We start from the raw sequence: 21,465 nt of genomic DNA, 5'->3' as shown, positions 1-21,465 counted from the left end.
TAAAATTACGTCCGATAAGGTTGGCTTATCGGACGTTATTCTTCCCTCCCTTTATAAAGACAACACCGAATCGCGCGAAATCACCCTCGATCGATGGAAATTGGCGCCTCTCCCCATCGGAAAGTGGGCGTATATAGCTAGACAGTCTAGCTAGGTTGGAGCAGATCAATGGAATGGCATTCCGCGCAGGGTTCCCTGTCCAGGGTTTGCAGCATGGCCTCCCGGTGATGTTAAGCGGCCGGGGCTACTTCGCGATAGATGTGGAAATCAGCGCTGCCGCTATCCCGGGATCGTGGGCGTCGGTGACCAGCAGGAGATCCAGTCAATCATCGTCCAGGCGGGCGTTGATGCCCCCTGCCCTGTACGGCCGGTCAAGCGGCTGCAAGGACCGTAAGTGACCGCCATTTTCGATGGATCCCGAGGGCAGCTCCGATGCAAGCTCCAGTTCCCGAGGATACATTAAAACGCGTTTCCGGCCCGGAGAGCATACAGGAGTGTCAGTCCTAGAAGGCTGGCGCCAACTGCCATCGGGTGCGATGCAGGAGAGAGGCACCAGCCAGATCGGTCGGTCGAGGAAATTATCCCGCCACGATGACGCCGGGCGGCTGCCACGTCCCTTCCCCCGGCGGCAGGATGGACGGTGCTTCCGTCTTTGGCCAGTAAAGGCGCATCACAAGATAGATCGTGTCATCGGGCGCAGGTAGCCAATTTGTCTCCTTGTCTGCGCCGGGGCTGTCTTTCTGGATGTAGAGGGTGAGCGACCCATCCGCGTCGGTCTTCATTGCCGACAACATCGGTGAGTTAATCAGATAGCGGTTGATCGGATTTTCGATCAGGAGTTGGGACTTGCCGTCATACATCGTCAGCGACCAGAAAGCGTTTACGGGCGGCTGCTGACCGGGTGGGAACGTCAGCGTATAGTTGTGCTTGCTGCCGTCGAGCGTCTGGCCGTCGCTGTCGACGCGGGTGAACGGATAGGTCGCTTCCTCCGGGTCATTCCCATAAATGCCGGTCTGAGCAGCGACGGCACGCTTCATCCAGTCGCCATTGTAGTGCGCGCTATCACCTGGAAGACCGCTAACCCGCCAGCCATTAATCGTCTTACCGACATTGGCGACGGCCTCGTCGACCTTCCGCTGGCCTTCCTTCATGCCAATGCCGAACTCCAGTTTCTTCTCTAGAGGGAGATCTTTGAAGTTGAAGGTCTTGCCTGGCCCGACGCCGATGCGTGCCAGCTCGGCGCGTATCTCCTTCTCATTATCCTGCTCCGGCGCAAATTGCAGCGCGAAGTCGAGATAGTCGAAGAAGTTTGTCTTCGCCAGTTCCTTGTCGATCTTTGGGAAGTCGACGATTGGCGCGGCCCGCGGCGGTGTCTGCTCCAGATAGGCCGAGAGCATCTGCACCTTGTAGCCAGCCTGCACCTTCTTGACGTTGTCGAGGTCATCCGGGCCGAAAAGCTGGGTGCGATAACCCGCAAGCGAAAACTGTGTGCTCGAACGAAACACCTGCTTGATGCCCGCCGGGGTGTCACCCGTCCAGTCCGGCCCGACCACCATGTAGTCGCCGGCGTCGCTCCCTGTGGCTCGGGTGCCGATATAGCCGTAATTGTAGGTATTGCCGTCGCAGAGCATGACCGAGTAGTAGCGCTTCGGGTCGATCGCCGGCACCGAGAGCACTACCGGCTCCGCCCGCAAATCCAGCCACGCGAAGGAATAGGGCGTGTCGCTGTTTGGCGTTACGATTGCCGTATCTTTGTAGGTGAAGACGTTTGGTTCATTCTTGATTTCATTGAACGGCGCCTTGAACTGTCCCGAGGTGCGATCTACCGCGTACTCATACATGACGGCATAGTTCATCACGAGGGGCAGGCCGTAGATGAAACCTGCCTCGGCGATGTCTTTGGCCTCGATGATACCGGGGGTGCTCTGCGCCATTAGGAGGCTCGGCCTCGCAAGCGCGGCGCCAGCGGCGATCGCCGCGGTGGATCGAAGCAGATCTCTCTTCGTCAGCATTCTTTTATCCCTTCCTGTTCGATCAGGTCGAAACGACGCGAGCTGTAGGGCAGCTTCGGAACCCTGGACGTAATTGTCCGGTTGATCGGTTTGGCGAGATGCTAGCTGGGCATCCAAGAGGCTGGATGCTCAGTCGGCCTGACCTGCGGCCTTCGCCGGATGCTTACCCTGTCCCGGTTGCCCATTGATCCCTCTGGATCCTCGGCAAGGGCGACTTTTACTCTCAGTCATCCCGGCGTTTCCGCGTGCTCGATTACCTTCTTTAAATTTGCTCCCCGAGCATTTGCCTTGCTCATTGCCGCACGCCAAGTTGCTTTAATTAGCAATCTAAGGCTGTCCGGTCGAAAATGGGGGCATTTCACAGAGTTTCCAAACGGTCAGATTCGAGGCCTTTGCGGTGCTCACCAACACTGCCTCGTTACAACTCACGTTTGTTGCCCAACTAATTTACGCTTTCCACTGCAAACACGGCCAGGAGGCGCATTGGCCAGGTGAAGCCTGTCGAGATGTCTTGGGACCAATATGACCGCGCATCACCCTTGACCACGGTCATAAGAGGGTCAGGACCTAAACTTGTCATTCCTTGGCCGGCATCACATGCCAAAGGTCATCTGTTTCGACCAGCCACGACTTGGCGATGACGGAGCATAAAAATTTACCTCAACATTAGATAGGCGATTTCGATATGGTGCAGTAAAATCATATTGGACCCTTTTGATCGGCCGGTCCGAAGGAAAACACAGCCCGTTTCGTTATATTGGCAAATCAATGGAACAGAGATTAGCCGCAGTCCTAGCAGCCGATATGGCGGGCTATAGCAGGCTGATGGAGGCCGACGAAGCGGGTACGCTCGCCCGCCTCAAGACACACCGGATAGAATTAATTGATCCTGCCATCGCAAAGAACAAGGGCCGGATCGTCAAGACGACCGGCGACGGCATGCTCGTGGAGTTCCACAGCGTGACTGACGCGGTAAAGTGCGCAATGGAGATCCAGCAGCGCATGCAGCGGCGGAATTCGGACGTGCCAAAGGATCGGCGGATCGAATTCAGGATTGGCATCAATCTGGGCGACATCATTTTCGAAGATGACGACATTTTCGGCGACGGCGTGAATATCGCTTCTCGCATCGAACAGTTGGCCGAAGTGGGCGGAATCTGTGTCACCGCCGCGGTAGCAGCACAAATTGCCGATCATCTCGAAGTTTTCATCGAGGATCTGGGAGAGAAGACGCTTAAGAATATAAGCCGTCCTGTTCGCCTGTTTCGTCTTGGTCTTGAGCGCTCCGACTCTTCCCAGGATTTCGACGCAAAGCGAACTGTCTCCAAACCATCAATAGTGGTTCTGCCCTTTAACAATATGAGCGGTGATCCCGATCAGGAGTTCTTCGCGGATGGTCTAACCGAAGACATTCTAACCGAGTTGTCTCGCCGCCACGAGCTGTTCGTCATCTCACGGAACTCAAGTTTCGTTTATAAGAACCGAGCCGTAAACGTACGCGAAGTCGCCGAGAAACTCGGGGCTCAATACCTGGTGGAAGGAAGCGTGCGCAAGATCGGCGAAAGGGTGCGCGTAACGGTCCAACTCATCGACGCAGCCAATGACGCCCATATATGGGCAGATAAATACGACCGGAGGCTGGACGACATTTTTGCGATCCAAGATGAAATAACAGCGGCGATAGCGGCAACCCTACCCGGGCGCGTCGAGGCGGCCCAGCGCGACCATCTTGCCCGAATAAAACCAGCAAACATGGCCGCATACGAGTGCGCGCTGACCGCAAAGGTGCTGCATCACAGAAGCACCTTTGCCGACAATGAGCAGGCGCAGTCCTTGATAGACCGGGCAGTCGCGCTCGACCCGGGTTATGCCCACGCCCATGCTTGGCGGGCGTGCATTCTCGGCCAAGCCTGGGTCAACGGCTGGTGCGAAGACAAGGATGCCGTCTGGAGTGAAATCGTTGCTGCGCTCGATCGCGCTTTGGCGCTGGATGACAATGATGCCGACGTGCATCGCATTCTGGCTGCAGTGAATGTGAACAATAACGCGCTGACCACGGCCCAGTATCACCAGGAACGTGCCCTTGCCCTCAATCCCAACTACGATCTTGTGGTGGTTCAGCAAGGGGAACTGTTGACCTGGCTGGGGCGGCCTGAGGAGGGAATCGAATGGATCCGCAAAGCGATGCGGCTGAATCCGCATCACCCTGAAAGGTTTTGGAGCCACTTAGCCAAAGCGCATTTCGCTGCACATCAGTATGGCGAGGCGATTGAAGCATTCATGCACCTGTCCGTCATGGATTACGTCCAGCACTCATTCATCGCTGCATGCTACGGCTGGCTTGGCGATGAAATCGCTGCCGCGGCGCATATGAAGAAGGTGAGAGCACTCCTCCCCGATTTTGGGGTCGAATCTTTCCTCGCCACACTGCACTATGCCCAACAGTCCGACGTGGAGCACCTTCGGGAAGGACTTGTCAAAGCGGGAGCGGAAGCCCGCCATCAGGCGGCGCATGACATCGCTACGCGGAAATGACCCACAAATATCATCTCCGTCGCGGTCGGCTCCGCGTCAATCCCACAAGGGACCGCACTTTGAAACGCCCTCCCTCTGCCCGACGTGAAGCCGTTTGGGTCAAAACGAGGACCGCGATTTCGACTGCATCAAAATGAAACCGGGAGTTAAAAGCCACGGCCGCCATGGCTGATCTCCGACGCGCCGGCTATCGGCTGCGGCTTGTTCGCTGCGGGCCATTGCGCGATGATGCCCAGCTCGCGCCAGTTCGACAACGCGGCGCATGCTCATCGTCGCCGAGCGCCCTCGTCAGTTCGACCTGACGACAATCATTCTTTACCTGGCGGAGATAGTCCGGCGCGGGAGAAAGGCATCACGAAAAAGCCCGGGGTTACTCGGTCTACCAATTGCAACTGAGGCCTACGAATGTAGATTGTCCGCCGACACTTTGCCGGATTTGCGATCCTTCATCAGTCCATAGGAAATCCTCCTGACCGTCGTTGATGCCATGCAGGCCAACCCGCTCGACGTCTCCGGCAATCGCCTCTATCGACTGCTTTGCAGGAGCCGGAGCGATGAGGAAAAGGAACCCAGACCGTCGAATTGCATCCGAGCCTTGCCAGGCTTCTTCAAGGTGTCCGGTGACGACAGAATGCTTCAGTTCAACCGTAGCCCGTCTTTGTCGAAGAGATGAACCCTGGTGAGATCAGGAGCAATCGAAATCTCTTGTGCCGGTTGCAGGTCCACTCTTTCGCGCAAAAGCAGCGTGACATCCACGTTTCCCAGTTTGGCAACGACGTGGGTTTCTGAGCCGGTCGGCTCGACTACGACGACGGTTGCCGGAACGCCTCCATCTCGGATCGACAGGTGCTCAGGACGGATGCCGTAGGTCTTGGTGGTGGCATACTCCTGGCCCCCCGGGAGTGGAAGGCATGCTCCATCCAAGATTAATCTGCCGCTGTCGATCGTGCCCTCGACAAGGTTCATGGACGGCGAGCCGATGAAGGATGCGACGAAGGTGTTGGCGGGTCGGTCGAAAAGTTCGAGCGGCTTGCCGATCTGCTCGACCCGACCGTTGCGCATCACGACGATCTTGTCGGCCATCGTCATTGCCTCGATTTGATCGTGCGTGACATAGACCGTCGTCGTTTTGAGGCGCTGGTGGAGTTCTTTGATCTCAGCCCGCATCGTGACGCGTAGCTTGGCATCAAGGTTCGACAGCGGTTCGTCGAAAAGGAAAACCTGCGGATGGCGCACGATCGCTCTGCCCATGGCGACGCGCTGCCGCTGTCCGCCGGACAACTGCTTCGGCAAACGGTCGAGCAATGGCCCGAGCGCGAGTATATCGGCGGCCTCCGTTACCAGCTTGTTGATAGCGGCCTTACCGCGGCCCTGAAGCTTCAGCGCAAATCCCATATTCTCCGCGACCGTCATGTGCGGATAGAGCGCATAGCTCTGAAAGACCATGGCAATATCGCGCTCCTTGGGCGCGACGTGGTTCACTACCCGGCCGCCGATGCGGATTTCACCGTCACTAATCTCCTCGAGCCCTGCAAGCATCCGCAGGAGCGTCGATTTCCCGCAACCCGAGGGCCCGACGAGGGTGACGAATTCGCCGTCTTCGATGTCGACGGAAACGCCGTGAATCACGGAAAGGGCGCCATACTGCTTGCGGGCATTGTCGATTGTAACCGATGCCATCGTCGTCTCCTCCTCGATTTAAAGCTTGAGCTGCCAGATAGTGGCCGCCGCGACATTGCCGTCCGGGGCGACCAGGCGGGCCGCGCGCACCCCCTCAAAGCCGGGAAGACGTTTCGTTCCCGTCCATCGGCCGTCGTCGGCAAAAACTTCAATTGAACCGGCGTCGAGGAAGATGCGGATGGACGAAGGGCGCGCGCCAGCCGCGACGTAGCGAGGAAATATCGTATCCCCCGCTCGGGCGAAGGGGATGCTCAGTCCCTCGCTGTCGAGTTGCACCGACAGTTCGGTCTCCGGATGTTCGAAATCCAGCCGGAAGGCGTTCCCGGCCGAGGAGAGATGCAGGACGATTTCCACCATTCCATTGCCGAGGCAGACGGTATCGCCGGCCAGAAGTCCGTCGGTGTCGATAGGGCTCTGGCGAAGTGTCAAGACAGCATCGACCGGCGGCGTCAGAAGCGCACCATCCCGAAGCAGCAGACGGCGCGGCAAAGTCATCGCCGTCGGCATATCAGCGTCCTTGGACACATCGCTCCAGTTGGCGAGCCAGGCGATGCCAACCGGTCCGGACCGATCGACGAATGCCTGGAAAGCATATGCGTCGGTGCCGAAGTCTAGCTCTTGTTCGAAGTCAGGCGCGAAGCTCATGCCGTCGAAGCGGCCGACCGTGGCGATCGCGATATTGTGCCGACCGGTCGCTAGGTCCCGGCTGGTCAAAAGGCCGAAGATCAGCGCCCATCGTGTATCCGGATCATCCGGCGCTCCGCCGAGCGGCACCATGCAAGGGCATTCTGCCGGTTTCTTCTTGAACCGGTCTTCGCGATGGAGAACGCCGATGAAACGCCAGCCTCCCGCAGCTTGCGGATCGTCAGTCTCATACAGAAGGATAACGCCCCCGCTGCGGTCGCGACTTCCCAGCAGCATCTTCCAGCGTCCATCCGGCCCTTCAAAGACGTAAGGATCGCGGAAATCCAGCATCAAATCCAGGCCCTCCGGGCGATGCGGCAGGATCAGTTCGGCGGCGTCCGCACTGATCATATCTTCGATCTTCATTGCGAACTGTATCTGTTCTTCGGGCCGGCGGCCTTTCACGTGTTCGGTGAAGAAGATGCGGACGCTGTCCTGCTCCCCCGGCAAGGCTATTGCCGAACCGGAATATGCCCCGCCAAGCCCATCGGCCCGTGCTGAAAGCTCCGAGGGAGGAAAAAGGAACACTGGCAGATGGGTCCAGTGAAGAAAGTCGTCGGAAACTGCATGCCCCCAATGCATGGTATTCCAGCGCGGCGTATGCGGATAGTGCTGATAGAACAGATGGACCTTTTCGCCGAAGCGCCCGAAACCGTTTGGATCGTTCATCCAGCCAAAGGGAGGACGGAAGTGATAGCTGCCCGGAAGGTCGGGCATGGCGTTGGTCGGTAGCGTGTAGAGAACACGGACACCGTCGGTCATGGCGGTTTGCCTAGAAAAACAATAAACAATGGAGAGCTCGGTCGTCGATGGATCGTAACTCAGCGTGGTCTCGCCGCCCTGGCTGAAAGCCAGGGTCCGAAACGAGAATTCCTCGATGTTGTCGGTCGTAACAACACCTATCTCGATGCCTCCCACTGTTGCGGAAAGGCTTGCAGGGGTTTCCGCCTGCAGGGCCTTCAGCCAGATATGGGCCGTTGTTCCTGCAGGCAGGACAGCGCAGATCGTCGACTGGGCGTATTCGACGGATGGAGCGGTCAGCTGATGCATCATGGTCAACCCTTCACCGCCGAACCGACGAAGGAGCTAACGAACCAGCGTTGAAAAGCGAGGTAGAGCCCGAGGATCGGTATCATCATGAGCACGGATGCCGCCATGGCGCGATCCCAATAGATGCTGTCCTGGCCGAAGAAGGTGGCGATTGCCACAGCGATCGGCCGGGCGTAGTCCGTTTGCGTCACGAGGATCGGCCAGAGATACTGGTTCCATGTTTCGATACCCGTAAGAATCGAAACGGTGGCGACTGCCGGAAGGCTAAGCGGCATGAATATCGAGCGATAGATTCTGAAGATGGAGGCGCCGTCCATCTGGGCGGCTTCGAGCAGCTCCTTTGGCAGTTGCGCGAAGAACTGGTAGAAGAGGAATATGTATAGGGGGCTCGCGATCCAGGGCACGATCTGCACGGCAAAGGTATCCGTCATCCCGGCGCGCGATACCATGATGACGAGCGGCATGATGATGCTTTCCTGCGGGATGACATAAAGTGCGATCACGATCGACAGAATCGTGGCCCGGCCTTTCACCGAACCCCATGCGAGTACGAAGCCGGCCATGGAGTTGACGATCACGCCCGAACAGACGGTGATCGACAGGATGAGCAGCGAGTTGAACAGATACCGGCCGAAAGCCAGTTCGCCGGAAAAATGACCGACTTCCTTGAAGTTGTTGAGCGTCGGGTTGGAGACCCAGAATGCCCGGAAGCTGCCCATGTCGGCAAGGATTTGAAAGCGGTCGTCCTTGAGGCTGGCAACGACCAGCAGGAACAGGGGTGAGACGATGACCAGCGCGACGATGAGGATACAGACGGTCTGGATGGTATGAAGGGCTCCTGCCGCGGAGCGGACCGGCTTTTCGTTCGGCCGCGATATCGAAAGCGCTATATCAGACATCGAAACGCCTCAAGAGTTGGCGCTGTACAAGCGCGATGATCAGAACAATCACGAACAGGATGACCGAAACGGCCGAGGCATAGCCCATTTTCTGCTCCTCGAAGCCGGCCCGCACCATGTAGTGAACCACAGTTTCGGTGCTGCTCTTGGGCCCGCCCTGGGTGAGAATCGCAACCTGGGTATAAAGCTTGAAGGCCTGGATCGTCGTGATGACGAGAACGAAGACATGGGTCGGACGCAGACCAGGCATGGTCACGTGCCAGAAGCGTTGGAAGGCGTTAGCGCCGTCGATTCGGGCGGCATCATAGAGTTCATCCGGGATGCCCTGCAGCCCCGCGAGGTAGACGATCATTTGGAAACCATAGGCCTGCCAGGCAGACAACAGCACGATCGAGAACATTGCCCATTCAGGATCACCCAGCCAGTCGATCGGCTGAATATATCCTGCCGAAACGAACCCGAGAATCTGGTTGAACGGACCGGTCGGATATTGGAACAGCGTGCCCCAGATCACGCAAACCACCACCATGGACGTGATCGCTGGAAGAAAGAACATGCCGCGCAGAAGATTGCGGAAGGGTATCTTCTGATGAAGCAAAAGGGCAGTAGCGAAGGCAAGGCCGCATTGCACCGGCAAAATCCAGAAGGCGAAGCGCGATACATTCCAGAGCGCAGTCCAGAACAGATCGTCCTGGAAGATGCGAACGAAGTTGGTGAACCAGATGAAGCGCAGGGGCGTCGGACGAGGCACCAGTGGCTGGTTTGTCATCGCCGTCCAAAAGGACAGGATGAACGGTACGATCAGGAAGAGCGTCAGCAGCACCACGGCAGGGGCCAGCATGCTGGCTTCCTGAAACAGACGTCCCCTATGCGATTTGTTGCGGGCTTGCCGCTTTCCCTTGGCCAGTGACGGCACTGTGGATTGTTGCATGTTCACGAAGTCCTCCTCTCCGAGCCTGAGGTCAATCGACGGCCGTTGCGATGCGGACCCGCGGCCGCATCGCAAGATGATCATCTGGCTTCAATCATGATTACTGCTGATCACCGAAGGGCGGATATCCGTCGTTGTCCTCGATGTCCTCGTCGATCTTCTCGGCTGCGGTCGTAAGCGCTGCCTTGGGATCGCCGCCGTTGAAGGCCTCGTCGACGGCCTGCATGAAGGCCGACGTAATGGTTGGATAGGCCGGGTACGGCGGCCGCGCGATCGCCGTCTTTGACGCCTGTTCGTAAGCGATCGCCATCGCTCCCCCGGAGGCGTAGAGCGGCGATTCGGCTGCAAAGCTCTTCAAGCCAGGGTAACCGGATTTGCTTGCGACGAACTTGCGGTACTCCCTGTCCTTCAGCATGAAGCTCACAAACTTCCCGGCGACGTCAGGATGTTCGGAGGTCTCGGTGACCGCCCAGATCCACGTGCCGTTCGGGCTCGCGCCCTTAGCGCCGAACTTGGGAAGCGGCATAACGACAATGTCGTCCTTCATCGATGCGGCGGCCTCGGCGTAAAACCAATGTCCGCCCAGGGCCAGCGCCGCCGGATGACCCTCGGCGTAGAACTGATTGGTCCCCGCCGACTGCGGCACGACCCAGCCGTTCTTCACCCATTTCTGCATCATGGTCATGGCATCGACGCAAGCTTCGCTGTCAAGCGTGCCTGCCGACTTCCATGTTGTCCGGTCGATAAGATCGCAACCGGCCGATTGCAGGATAGGGCCGTAGGCATAGGTGATCCATTCGGTCTTGATGCCGTAGCCGCGGAAGGTGTCGATCGGCCACTTCACACCGTCGAGCTTCGAAAGTTGTTCGAGATAGCCCTCGAATTCCTCGCGCGTCCAGGCATCATCGACAGACTTTGGGATCCGCGCCCCGATTGCTTCAAGATATTTTCTGTTCCCGTAAAGGACGACCGTGGAGTCGGTGAGCCCGATCGCATAGAGGTCCTTGTCGACAGGATAAGTGCCCTGGACGATATTGGAGTCCGTCATGTCATCGAGGACATCCTTGTCGATAAGCGGCTTGATCGGCTGGAGGTAACCCGACCAGACATAGTTCGCGAGGAACGGCGCATCGAGTTCCATCACGTCGGGCAGTTGTTTCGCCATGACGGCGGCGCTGAACTTCTCGTTGTAAGCGTCGTGCGGCGCGTAAATCGTTTCGACATTGACGTCGGGATTTTCGGCTTCGAAGGCTTTAGCAACTGCGCCGATCGCCGCGACGCCGGCGGGATCGCCCTGATGCATGACGTGGATGACTTTCATGTCGGCCGCGTGGGCCAGGGCGGACATGGCCGCCGTCAGGATCAGAGATGAAAGTAAACGTTTACCCATTGATTCCTCCTCGATTTGAAATGGGAATGCCCTGCTCTTAAACGGATAACCGCTCCACTAACCGGAACGGGATTTTCTTCACTTCGACCGGAGCCCGGTCTTCGGCAAGCAGAATTTGTGCAGCTTTTCGACCCATGGCGCGATGCGGAAGCGCCATCGTCGTCAACGGTGGGTCGAGACGCGACGCGATCTCAACCTGATTGTCAAAACTCGCAACCGCGACATCATCAGGGATCGTCGCGCCGCAACGCCGCAAGGCGGCATAAACCTCCATGGCAACGCGATCGTTCCCGCACAGAATGGCGTCGGGACGCTGGGGAACGCTCATCAGCTGCTGAACGTGCGAATGGACGAGGCTCTGCGCGCGATCGCTATAGATCGCTCGATTGACCGCGGGCAGAACGGTTGCATTGGCTCCATTGAAGCCACCCTGATCGAGCGCTTGCCTGAAGCCAATCTCGCGGAGTTCGCTTGCAAGAAGGCCCGGGAGATTGATGTAGGCGATATTCCTCCGGCCGGCATTCAGCAGATAGTTCGTCATCTCAAGGGCAGCACCAGCCTCATCCGGCACCAGGGATGTCACACGGTCGTTCGCCTCGCGGCAATTGATCATCACGCCGACGGTCTCGGCAAACTCCGCAGGCAACTCCACCCGCTTATGGTACATCGCAGCGTAGGCCACCGCACGCGGGCGGAACCGGTGCATTTCCTCCAGCACCGAAGCTACCGTTCTGCGCCCGCTGAGCGTCATAGCGAAGACGGCCATATCGGACGCGCGTGCGCCACTATCCAGCCCACCGATGATCCCGGTGGCGAAGGGGGAGGTCACCAGTTCATCGGCGATGACGCCGATGAGCGGCATCCAGCCCTGCCGCATGCTTCGGGCAGCGAAATTGGTGACGTAGCCGAGCTCCTCGGCGATTTCCCTGATGCGCAGACGTGTGTCGTCGGACATTCGTGCCGAGCCGCCATGCAATGCGCCCGACACCGTCTTGACTGAGACGCCTGCACGTTCGGCGATGTCATTAAGCGATATGGTCATGAAGCTCTTTGGGTTATCGATTACTCACATTGATATCATCGGCTTGATTGTGCGTCAATGGGCGCGCGGTGGCGCTCGATCCTTCGAAAGATATTACCGATGCCCTCTGCGTGGTAGGTAAGCTCGAATGCCAATTCATCAGCGAGAATGTGACGGCAGGATCCCAGTCGATGTGCCGCCATCGGCATCAAAAGGCTGCTTTGACATAAAAATGCCCCTCTGGATGAAAGGAGCGACTTGCGCGCTTGAATGAAGTGTTGAAGAGCATCAAGGCGGGCGGCACTTATAACCTGATCAACGCAATTTGATTATTTCCCAACGCGCCTAGGCAGCCCGCCGAAAATATACAAGACTGGCACCTGCCGTGCTCATCATCGCCAGGGCATACCAGGTTAGCGCATAGACGAGGTGACTGTTGCGAAAGCGGACGTTCGTCAGGCCGCCGATCGGCAGGCCGCCGGGAACAGGCGTCGCATCCGCATCGACGAAGTATGGTGCGACATCAGCTAGGCCTTTCGATGCAGCGATGGCGGCGACGTCGCGCGAGAACCATCGGTCGTTTGCAGGGTCGTTGGAACGCAGGAAAGCGCCGCCCGGCTCGCTCATGCGCAGGAGCCCTGTGACCTCGACGGCTCCCGCAATATTGCCCTGCGCGCGGTCAGATGCGTCGCGACGATCCGCCGGCACGAAGCCACGATTGATCAGCACGGTCGACCCGTCTTGCCGGCGCATGGGGGTCAGCACCCAGAAGCCGGCACCCCGCTCCGTCACCGCCTGCACCAGAACCGTCTTGTCGTGCTCGAAATCTCCTGTCACCGTTACACGGCGGTATTCGTCCTTCTGTGCGCCGACAGCCTCCCATTCGGCGCGAGACGGCGCAGGCACCGCCTGCGTCTGGACGCGTGCATCGACCCGCGCGATGAGATCAAGCTTCCAGAAAAGGCGCTGGACCTGCCAGCTTCCAAGGCCTGCGAAAACGACGACCAGCAGCAGCATCGCGCCCATGAGCACAAGGCGCGAACGCAAGGATGAACCGCTGGACGCCGCCTTTCCTCGATGTTGATCGATGCTCATGGTCGCGGTGTTCCGCCGTCAGGGCATGTTCTTCATCATGTCCTGCGTCATCGGCATCATGTTCGTGTTGAGGTGATGCATGACCCAGAGCGAACCCGCAAGCGCGATGCCGACGATAACGAGGGTGAAGATCAGCGCCATCAACGTCCAGCCGCCCTCCGAACGCGGGTTCATGTGCAGGAAGTAGACCATGTGGACGACGATCTGTACGGCACCGATGCCCATCACCAGCACGGCCGTCGCCAGCTTGCTGTCCAAGACGCCATCCATGACCAGCCAGAACGGGATCGCGGTCAGGATCGCGGCGAGCACGAAGCCGATCAGATAGCTTTTCAGGGACCCATGGCCGGCTCCGTGTCCATGGCTGTGCGCGTGATGCGTTTCCGACGCGCTTTCGTGGGAAGGCAGAGGATGCGCACTCATACGAGAGCTCCCAGCAGGTAGACGAAGGAAAAGACGCCGATCCAGATGACGTCAAGGAAGTGCCAGAACATCGACAGGCACATCAGCCGGCGTCGATTTTCCGTGATCAGCCCGTGCTTCTTGACCTGCACCATGAGTGTGACGAGCCAGATCATGCCGAAGGTCACGTGCAGGCCGTGCGTGCCGACCAAAGTGAAGAACGACGATAGGAAGGCCGAACGCGTCGGACCGGCTCCCTCCAGGATCAGGTGGTAGAATTCGTAGAGTTCCAGCGCCAGGAACACCGCCCCGAACACGCCGGTGACACCGAGCCAGAAGAGGGTTTCCATCCTGGCGTTGCGCTCCATCTGCAGCATGGCAAAGCCATAGGTGATGGACGAGAACAGCAGCATGGCGGTGTTGAGCGCGACGATCTTGAGATCGAACAGATCGGCCGGCGAAGGCCCCGCGGCATAGTTGCGGCCGAGTACGCCATGCGTCGCAAACAACACGGCGAAGATCAGGCAGTCGCTCATCAGATAGAGCCAGAAACCCAGCATGGTGCTGTTTTCCGGATGATGATCTTCCGTCAGGTAGAACTGCGGCGCCTGGTTCTCTTTGACTTGGGTCTCGCTCATCGTCTCAGGTCCGTTCTGCGAGCAGCTTGGAGCGCGCGTCCTCCGTCGCCGCGACGGTGTCGGCAGGGATGAAGAAATCGCGCTGATAGTTGAAGGTATGGCCGATCGAGACGGCAACGATGGCGATGAAGGAAAGGGCCGCCAGCCACCAGATGTACCAGATCAGTGCGAAGGCGAGCACGACGCTGATCCCCGCCAGGACGACGCCTGTGCCCGTGTTTTTCGGCATGTGGATTGGCTTGAAACCGGCGAGCGGGCGCTCGTAGCCACGGCTCTTCATGTCGTACCAGCTGTCGTGATCGTGCACGACCGGCGTAAAGGCGAAGTTGTATTCCGGCGGCGGCGAGGAGGTCGACCATTCCAGCGTGCGGCCGTCCCAGGCATCACCGCTCGTCTCGCGCAAGAGATCGCGCCTCAGGTAGCTGACGATGATCTGGATGACAAAGGAGGCGATGCCGAGCGCGATCAGAAACGCTCCAAACGCGGCGATGACGAACCAGATCTGCAGCGAAGGGTCTTCAAACTGGCTGACACGCCGGGTGACACCCATCAGCCCGAGCACATAGAGCGGCATGAAGGCGAAGAAGAAGCCGATCTGCCAGAACCAGAAGCTCATCTTGCCCCAGAACGGATCGAGCTTGTAGCCGAAGGCCTTCGGCCACCAGTAGACAAGGCCGGCCATCAGCCCGAACACCACGCCGCCGATGATGACGTTGTGGAAGTGGGCGATGAGGAACAACGAATTGTGCAGCACGAAGTCGGCCGGCGGAATGGCCAGCATGACGCCGGTCATGCCGCCGATGACGAATGTGACCATGAAGCCGACGGTCCACAGCATGGGCACTTCGTAGCGGATCCGTCCGCGATACATGGTGAAGAGCCAGTTGAACATCTTGGCGCCCGTCGGGATCGAGATGATCATCGTGGTGATGCCGAAGAAGGCGTTGACCGAGGCGCCCGAACCCATCGTGAAGAAGTGATGCAGCCAGACAATATAGGACAGGATCATGATCACGCAGGTTGCGTAGACCATCGAGGCGTAGCCGAAGAGGCGCTTGCCGCAGAAGGTCGCCACGACCTCGGAGAAGATGCCGAAGGCCGGCAGGACGAGGATGTAGACTTCCGGGTGGCCCCATATCCAGATGAGGTTGATATACATCATCGGATTACCGCCAAGGTCGTTGGTGAAGAAATTTGTCCCCACATAGCGGTCGAGCGACAAAAGCGCGAGCGTGGCGGTCAGGATCGGAAACGTCGCAACGATCAGGATGTTGGTGCACAGCGACGTCCAGGTGAAGACCGGCATCTTCATGAAGGTCATGCCGGGAGCCCGCATCTTGACGATCGTGGCGATCAGGTTGATGCCGGACAGCGTTGTGCCGACACCGGCCACCTGCAGGCCCCATATGTAATAGTCGACTCCGACGCCGGGACTGTAGTCTGCGCCCGAAAGCGGCGGATAGGCAAGCCAGCCGGTGCGCGCAAATTCCCCCACGAAGAGCGACAGCATGATGATGACAGCGCCGGCCGTCGTCATCCAGAAGGAAAAGTTGTTGAGGAAGGGGAAGGAGACGTCGCGGGCACCGATCTGCAACGGCACAACGTAATTCATGAGACCGGTCACGAACGGCATCGCCATGAAGAAGATCATGATCACGCCATGGGCCGTGAAAATCTGGTCGTAGTGGTGGGGGTTGAGGTACCCCTCGTTGCCGTTGAAGGCGATCGCCTGCTGGATGCGCATCATGATCGCATCGGCAAAGCCGCGCATCAGCATGACCAGCGCCAGTATCACATACATGATACCGATCTTCTTGTGGTCGACGCTGGTGAACCACTCGCTCCAGAGATAGCCCCAGAGCTTGAATTTGGTGATCAGCGCGAGCATCGCGATGCCGCCCAGCGCGACGACCGCAAAAGTCGCGACGAGGATGGGCTCGTGGTAGGGGATCGCTTCAAAGGACAGCCGCCCGAAGATGAACTGAGTCAAACTGGTTTCACCGAACATTGTGTCGTCCAAATCTCTCGAAATACGGCCCAAGGGCTATTCAGGGCCTTGCACGTCCGTGGCACAGGATCGTCCAGTGCCGCCGGCACGCGGTCCTAGTGCATCTTATGCATGTCGTGGTTCATCGTTTCCGGCTCCACCTGCCGGTCCTCGACGCCCTCGGCCGGCTCTTCGCTCCGCGACGGGTTGCCGGTTTCCGGGAAGGTAGCTCCGGGCGCGGCCTCGCCGCCGTTGCTGCCGCCGCCGGCGTGGCGGTTGTCATGCTCAAGCTTGGCCCGGTTTTCATGGCTGTCGGTGCCCGCGCCGCCCATCATGTCGATGTGCATCATGTCCTTCATGCACATCTGTCCGGCCCGCACACACATGTTGAGCACGGCGTCATAGAGCCCGTTCTCGACGGAAGCATAATAGCGAACGGGCTCCTTGATGCTTGGCTTCTCGAGTTTCAGATAGGTGTCGCGATTGAGCATCGTGCCGCCCTGCTTCACCCGGGCGACCCATTCATCAAAGCCCGCCTGATCCAGCCCGTGGAACTTGAAACGCATATGGGAGAAGCCGTCGCCGCTATAGTTCGATGACAGGCCCTCGTATTCCCCTGCCTCATTGATGACCGCATGCAGCCTGGTCTGCATTCCTGGCATTGCATAGATCATGCCAGCCAGTGCGGGCACGTAAAACGAATTCATCACCGAGGAGGCGGTGATCTTGAAGTTGATCGGCACGTCGACCGGGGCGGCCAGCTCGTTGACCGTCGCAATACCGTAATCCGGATAGAAGAAGAGCCATTTCCAGTCGAGCGCCACGACCTCGACGCTCAGCGGCTTTACCTCGGCCGCGAGCGGCCGCGCGGCGTCGATCCGGTCGAGCGGCCGGTAGGGATCGAGCTTGTGGGTACTGACCCATGTCACGGCGCCGAGCGCAATGATGATCGCCAGCGGCGCGGACCAGATGACCACCTCGAGCCCGGTGGAGTGATGCCACTCCGGGTCGTATTTGGCGGCCTTGTTGGACTGACGATAGTGCCAGGCGAAATAGAGCGTCAGGCAGACGACGGGCACGATGATGATCAGCATCAGGATCGTCGAAATGACGATCAGGTCCCTTTGCTGCGCGGCGATCTCCCCGGAGGGCGACATGACGACCATGTTGCATCCGGTGAGGGTCGGCAGCATGAGCAAAAGCATGATCGGTATTCGGGCGAAACTGAATTGCGTCGGCATTTCGGGCTCAACTTGCGTTCTGTTTGGATGGCAATAACCAGGCGCGGTCGCGCTTGGGAATGAGGTGCTTCGTCGCAGCGCAGCATTCTGTCGCAGTGCGGTAGCGATTTTCGGCTATCCGCCGCTCCAGATTTGTACTAGCGCATTGGGCCTTATCGGTCTCTCGCCGTGCTTGCTCTGGCGCAGGCCGATAGGTGTCGGCGTCGCAACCTTCGCGGAATTCGAACGTTTTGCGTAATTCTTGATATTGGGCGTCGATTAGTCAACACTCGGACATGGCGCACATCGCTCGGAGAAGTTCATGAGTTCGGCCGTCAACCCCACATCCACTGGTCTTGAACGGGATGCCCGCCGCATCCATGACGACAACAAGCCGTTGTCGCCGGGCAGCATCGCCATCGGCGTGGTGATCGGCAGAACGTCGGAGTTCTTCGACTTCTTCGTCTACGGCCTTGGCTCCATTCTCGTCTTCCCGAAGCTGATCTTCTCGTTCGCGCCCAATCCGGTGGCCGCGACGCTGATGTCCTTCGCACTGTTTCCGCTGGCCTTTCTCGCGCGCCCGGTCGGCTCCTTTGTCTTCATGTGGATCGACCGCAACTACGGACGCGGGACGAAGCTGACGGTCGCGCTGGTGATCCTCGGCGGCTCGACGGCATCAATCGCGTTCCTGCCGGGCTACGCGACGATCGGCTACTGGGCAGTGGCTCTTCTGGCGCTCTTCCGGCTGGGGCAAGGGTTTGCGCTTGGCGGCGCATGGGACGGCCTCGCATCCCTGCTGAACCTCAGCGCACCGCCAAATCATCGCGGCTGGTATGCGATGATCCCCCAGCTCGGTGCGCCCATTGGCTTTGCGCTGGCGAGCATTCTCTTCGGCTACTTCGTCAATAGTCTTTCGGAGGCCGATTTCCTCGAGTGGGGCTGGCGCTATCCCTTCTTCGTCGCTTTCGCGATCAATGTGGTTGCGCTCTTCGCCCGCCTGCGCATCGTCGCCAGCAAGGAATTCGGCGCCGCCATGGATGCCCAGGAATTGCAGGCGCGGCCTATCTTCGAGATGCTGAGCAAGCACAGCATCGACGTCGTACTCGGCGCCTTCGTACCCCTGGCGAGCTTCGCGATGTTCCACCTCGTCACTATCTTCCCGTTGAGCTGGATCATCCTCAATGGCGGGCAGTCGGCAGCCGAGTTCCTGTGGGTGCAGGTCGCCGGTGCGGCAGTCGGCGCCATGAGCATCGTGCTCTCCGGCGTGATTGCCGACAGGATTGGCCGTCGCAGGCAGTTGATGGTCGGCGCGATCCTGATTGCGATCTTCAGCTTCTCGGCACCGTTCCTCCTCGATGCCGGCGGCAAGGGGCAGGATGCCTATATCCTGATCGGCTTTGCCATCCTCGGCCTCACCTTCGGCCAATCATCCGGCGCCGTGTCGTCGCGCTTCACGCAATACTACCGCTATACCGGTGCAGCGCTCACCTCGGACCTCGCCTGGCTCCTGGGCGCCGGTTTTGCGCCCCTGGTGGCGCTCGGCCTTGCCACCAGCTTCGGGATCGTCTTCATCGGCGGCTACCTGATTTCCGGCGCCATCTGCACATTGGCGGCTCTGAGCCTCACCCGGGCACTCGACCAGTACTAGCGCGTTGTCCGGTGCAGCCATCGAGTCGCGCGGCAGTACACCTGCCGCTCGCGCATTGCGGCATCGCGTCGCGATGCAGAAAACCAGGGCCGGCTCTCCTGGATGAGTGCTGCAACTTCAAGGTCATGCAGCTATCCGATTTGCTGGCGCGGGAACGCCTCGATAGCGACGAGGCGCAGCCAGCCAGCAATAACAGTGCGCTCAGCCCGATCGATCAGCCTTCCAGCCAGCGCACCTCGTCCGGAGTAAGCGTGATCTCAATCGCTTTGAGACTGTCTTCCAGTTCCGCCACCGTTCGCGGACCGACGAGCGGGATGATCGGGAACGGCTGCGCGATGACATAGGCAAGGGCGATGTGGATCGGGCTGCAACCATGCCGCCTGGCGAGTTCGATTGCGCGGTCGCGGCGGTCGAAATTGCGGTCGGAATACCAGACCCGCACGATTTCCGCGTCGTCACGCTTGTCTCGCCCTGCCCTGTGGGTGAAGAAGCCCCTCCCTTGGCTCGACCAGGCGAAGTTGGGAATTTGCCGCTCCTTCAGCCAGACTTTCCAGCCGTCGTCTGACGCTGCGACGCAGCCGGGCCAGATCGGGTCGAGCATCTGCGCCAACGAGAAGTTGTTGGACAGGGCCGCCGGAGGCGTCTTGCCGTTTTTCCCGGCATAGGCGGTGGCCTCGTCCATACGTTCGCGCGTCCAGTTGGATCCGCCGAAGATACCCCGGATACGCCCGCGCCGGACCTCGGCGTCCATCGCATCGACGAATTCGCCGACCGGGATGTCCGGATTGTCGCGATGCATGAAGTAGACATCAACATAATCCGTCTTCAGCCGCTCCAGCGACTGGTCCAGCTGTTTGGCAATCACGTCCGGATAGCAGAGTGGCGAGTGGGCGCCCTTGCCGATCAGGACGATGTCCTCGCGGTTCACACCGCGGCTCTTAGACCAGTCGCCGAAAATGCTTTCGGTCTTGCCGGCGCCGTAGACGAATGCGGTGTCGAACAGGTTTCCACCTGCCTCGTAGAAGGCATCGAGCGTCAGCGAGGCGGAGGCGAAGCTCGGAAAAAACTCGAAGCCCAGCGCGACCGTGGAGGCCGGCTTTGTCAGGCCGGGGATCTGTCGTCTGGGCACGCTTGTGCCGGCGACGACTGCGGCGCCCGCCACGTTGACGGTCCGCCTGGCGGCCGTCTCGATACCGTACTCGAGACCAACGGACGCGCGCCACCGATCGAGCACGCGCAGATTGGCCTGCGTCTCTTCGGCGCTCATGCCGGGGAAGGTGAACTCGGTGCGGCCAGCACGGATCGCGTTGCCCACCGCGTCGACCTCGAACGAGTAGAGGTAGCGCTTCTCCTCGACCTCGATTGATTGCTGTCCATCGCCCCTGATGATTTCGATGCGCCCTACCCCGCCCTGCTTGCCGGAGGCGAACCAGAAGTCCTTCACCTCGATGCGGCCTTGCGAGCCGATGATGCGCAGCACGTTGTCCTGCTGTGCCATGATCGAGCAGGACACCTCCGCGACGATATCGTTGGGGAACTTGAGGACGGCCGATGCCCACTCGTCGACGCCGGACGGCCCCAGACGGGCGGCGCCGGATACAGTCAGCGGTTCGAGGAAAGGCTTGTTCTCGGCAACACCGGCGAGCATGCACACCATCGACACCGGGTAGCCGCCGACATCGAGAATGCCGCCGCCGGCGAGATCATTGGCAAAGAGACGGTGCTCGGGGCGATAGCCCCCCATGTCGAATCCGAAACTCGAGCGGATAATCCGCACGTCGCCGATCGTCCCCTCTCGCACCAGTTCGACGAGGCGGGCCGTTTGCGGATGAAACCTGTACATATAGGCTTCGCCGGCGAAGACGCCGGCCTTTGTCGCCTCGTGGAAGATCGATTGCGCATCAAACGCTGACAGCGCCATCGGCTTTTCGACCAGCACATGCTTGCCGGCCCGTACCGCCTTGATCGCCCATTCGGCATGGCTGGTGTGCGGCGTGGCTATGTAAACCGCGTCGATCTCCGGATCTGCGAGAAGCGTATCGTAACCCTTCACGATGCGCGCTTCCGGGAAACCCTCGCCGAGGCCGGGCCTGTCCGGATTGCGGGTAGCGATGGCCACCAGGCGTCCCGTCGCGGAATGGGCAACGCCGTCTGCGAATGTGCGGGCAATGGTGCCGGGGCCGATGATGCCCCATCGGATCGGTTGTTCAGAGCTCATGGAGTATCCTTATTTATTCATCCGGAACTTGAGTTGAAGAGCGCAGCTGCTTGCC

15 protein-coding genes are annotated in these 21,465 nt (G+C 59.4%); 2 read left to right on the top strand and 13 right to left on the bottom strand.

What is annotated here, in order from left to right:
- Nucleotides 1–578: 578 nt before the first annotated feature.
- The gene (locus A3AY_RS0113610) at nucleotides 579–2,012 is read right to left on the bottom strand and encodes a DUF1254 domain-containing protein (RefSeq protein ID WP_018326217.1); all 1,434 of its coding nucleotides are present in this window, start codon (nucleotides 2,010–2,012) and stop codon (nucleotides 579–581) included.
- A gap of 768 nt (nucleotides 2,013–2,780) precedes the next feature.
- Here A3AY_RS0113610 and A3AY_RS0113605 point away from each other — a divergent pair.
- Nucleotides 2,781–4,547: an adenylate/guanylate cyclase domain-containing protein gene (locus A3AY_RS0113605; RefSeq protein WP_018326216.1), complete on the top strand. Its 1,767-nt coding sequence runs from the start codon at nucleotides 2,781–2,783 to the stop codon at nucleotides 4,545–4,547.
- 636 nt (nucleotides 4,548–5,183) lie between these two features.
- Here the strand turns inward: A3AY_RS0113605 and A3AY_RS0113595 are convergent.
- The 11 genes from A3AY_RS0113595 to cyoA form a co-directional block, all read right to left on the bottom strand.
- A complete protein-coding gene (locus tag A3AY_RS0113595) occupies nucleotides 5,184–6,227 on the bottom strand; it encodes an ABC transporter ATP-binding protein (protein WP_018326214.1) in 1,044 nt (347 codons plus the stop codon).
- An 18-nt stretch (nucleotides 6,228–6,245) separates the two neighbouring features.
- Complete coding sequence (locus A3AY_RS0113590) at nucleotides 6,246–7,964, bottom strand: GH32 C-terminal domain-containing protein (protein ID WP_018326213.1); 1,719 nt, start codon at nucleotides 7,962–7,964, stop codon at nucleotides 6,246–6,248.
- 2 nt (nucleotides 7,965–7,966) lie between these two features.
- A complete protein-coding gene (locus A3AY_RS0113585; protein ID WP_018326212.1) occupies nucleotides 7,967–8,860 on the bottom strand; it encodes a carbohydrate ABC transporter permease in 894 nt (297 codons plus the stop codon).
- Nucleotides 8,853–9,797 carry a carbohydrate ABC transporter permease gene (locus A3AY_RS0113580; protein WP_026203411.1) on the bottom strand — a complete coding sequence of 315 codons (945 nt, stop codon included), beginning with the start codon at nucleotides 9,795–9,797 and terminating at the stop codon, nucleotides 8,853–8,855. Before A3AY_RS0113580 ends, A3AY_RS0113585 begins: the two co-directional genes overlap by 8 nt.
- A gap of 94 nt (nucleotides 9,798–9,891) precedes the next feature.
- The gene (locus A3AY_RS0113575) at nucleotides 9,892–11,181 is read right to left on the bottom strand and encodes an ABC transporter substrate-binding protein (protein ID WP_018326210.1); all 1,290 of its coding nucleotides are present in this window, start codon (nucleotides 11,179–11,181) and stop codon (nucleotides 9,892–9,894) included.
- 37 nt (nucleotides 11,182–11,218) lie between these two features.
- The gene (locus tag A3AY_RS0113570; protein ID WP_018326209.1) at nucleotides 11,219–12,223 is read right to left on the bottom strand and encodes a LacI family DNA-binding transcriptional regulator; all 1,005 of its coding nucleotides are present in this window, start codon (nucleotides 12,221–12,223) and stop codon (nucleotides 11,219–11,221) included.
- Nucleotides 12,224–12,547: 324 nt separating this feature from the next.
- A complete protein-coding gene (locus A3AY_RS0113565) occupies nucleotides 12,548–13,297 on the bottom strand; it encodes an SURF1 family protein (protein WP_018326208.1) in 750 nt (249 codons plus the stop codon).
- 18 nt (nucleotides 13,298–13,315) lie between these two features.
- Nucleotides 13,316–13,720, bottom strand: coding sequence for a cytochrome o ubiquinol oxidase subunit IV (gene cyoD / locus A3AY_RS0113560; RefSeq protein ID WP_018326207.1), 405 nt, complete (start codon nucleotides 13,718–13,720; stop codon nucleotides 13,316–13,318).
- Nucleotides 13,717–14,337 carry a cytochrome o ubiquinol oxidase subunit III gene (cyoC, locus tag A3AY_RS0113555; protein WP_018326206.1) on the bottom strand — a complete coding sequence of 207 codons (621 nt, stop codon included), beginning with the start codon at nucleotides 14,335–14,337 and terminating at the stop codon, nucleotides 13,717–13,719. The genes cyoD and cyoC overlap by 4 nt, the downstream gene beginning before the upstream one ends.
- A 4-nt stretch (nucleotides 14,338–14,341) precedes the next feature.
- On the bottom strand, nucleotides 14,342–16,345 hold the full coding sequence (gene cyoB, locus A3AY_RS0113550) for a cytochrome o ubiquinol oxidase subunit I (RefSeq protein WP_018326205.1): 2,004 nt from the start codon (nucleotides 16,343–16,345) through the stop codon (nucleotides 14,342–14,344).
- Between the two features lie 95 nt (nucleotides 16,346–16,440).
- A complete protein-coding gene (cyoA, locus tag A3AY_RS35250; RefSeq protein ID WP_018326204.1) occupies nucleotides 16,441–17,565 on the bottom strand; it encodes a ubiquinol oxidase subunit II in 1,125 nt (374 codons plus the stop codon).
- A gap of 301 nt (nucleotides 17,566–17,866) precedes the next feature.
- Here cyoA and A3AY_RS0113540 point away from each other — a divergent pair, with 301 nt between their 5' ends.
- Complete coding sequence (locus tag A3AY_RS0113540; RefSeq protein ID WP_018326203.1) at nucleotides 17,867–19,192, top strand: MFS transporter; 1,326 nt, start codon at nucleotides 17,867–17,869, stop codon at nucleotides 19,190–19,192.
- A gap of 214 nt (nucleotides 19,193–19,406) precedes the next feature.
- On the opposite strand, the gene A3AY_RS0113535 is transcribed toward A3AY_RS0113540, so the two are convergent.
- Nucleotides 19,407–21,410, bottom strand: coding sequence for an aldo/keto reductase (locus A3AY_RS0113535; protein WP_018326202.1), 2,004 nt, complete (start codon nucleotides 21,408–21,410; stop codon nucleotides 19,407–19,409).
- Between the last annotated feature and the right edge of the window lie 55 nt (nucleotides 21,411–21,465).

Origin of the sequence: Rhizobium giardinii bv. giardinii H152, assembly GCF_000379605.1 — a bacterium.
Classification (GTDB): Bacteria; Pseudomonadota; Alphaproteobacteria; order Rhizobiales; family Rhizobiaceae; genus Pararhizobium; species Pararhizobium giardinii.
Note: the sequence above shows the minus strand (reverse complement) of the source record. Positions and strands in the feature narration are given on the sequence as shown.

Excerpts from the sequence above, each read along its gene's own strand:
- A3AY_RS0113595 (WP_018326214.1), bottom strand. The coding sequence starts at position 6,227 with ATGGCATCGGTTACAATCGACAATGCCCGCAAGCAGTATGGCGCCCTT.
- cyoD (WP_018326207.1), bottom strand. The coding sequence starts at position 13,720 with ATGAGTGCGCATCCTCTGCCTTCCCACGAAAGCGCGTCGGAAACGCAT.
- A3AY_RS0113610 (WP_018326217.1), bottom strand. The coding sequence starts at position 2,012 with ATGCTGACGAAGAGAGATCTGCTTCGATCCACCGCGGCGATCGCCGCT.
- A3AY_RS0113585 (WP_018326212.1), bottom strand. The coding sequence starts at position 8,860 with ATGTCTGATATAGCGCTTTCGATATCGCGGCCGAACGAAAAGCCGGTC.
- A3AY_RS0113605 (WP_018326216.1), top strand. The coding sequence starts at position 2,781 with ATGGAACAGAGATTAGCCGCAGTCCTAGCAGCCGATATGGCGGGCTAT.
- A3AY_RS0113565 (WP_018326208.1), bottom strand. The coding sequence starts at position 13,297 with ATGAGCATCGATCAACATCGAGGAAAGGCGGCGTCCAGCGGTTCATCC.
- cyoA (WP_018326204.1), bottom strand. The coding sequence starts at position 17,565 with ATGCCGACGCAATTCAGTTTCGCCCGAATACCGATCATGCTTTTGCTC.
- cyoC (WP_018326206.1), bottom strand. The coding sequence starts at position 14,337 with ATGAGCGAGACCCAAGTCAAAGAGAACCAGGCGCCGCAGTTCTACCTG.
- cyoB (WP_018326205.1), bottom strand. The coding sequence starts at position 16,345 with ATGTTCGGTGAAACCAGTTTGACTCAGTTCATCTTCGGGCGGCTGTCC.
- A3AY_RS0113570 (WP_018326209.1), bottom strand. The coding sequence starts at position 12,223 with ATGACCATATCGCTTAATGACATCGCCGAACGTGCAGGCGTCTCAGTC.
- A3AY_RS0113535 (WP_018326202.1), bottom strand. The coding sequence starts at position 21,410 with ATGAGCTCTGAACAACCGATCCGATGGGGCATCATCGGCCCCGGCACC.
- A3AY_RS0113575 (WP_018326210.1), bottom strand. The coding sequence starts at position 11,181 with ATGGGTAAACGTTTACTTTCATCTCTGATCCTGACGGCGGCCATGTCC.
- A3AY_RS0113590 (WP_018326213.1), bottom strand. The coding sequence starts at position 7,964 with ATGATGCATCAGCTGACCGCTCCATCCGTCGAATACGCCCAGTCGACG.
- A3AY_RS0113540 (WP_018326203.1), top strand. The coding sequence starts at position 17,867 with ATGAGTTCGGCCGTCAACCCCACATCCACTGGTCTTGAACGGGATGCC.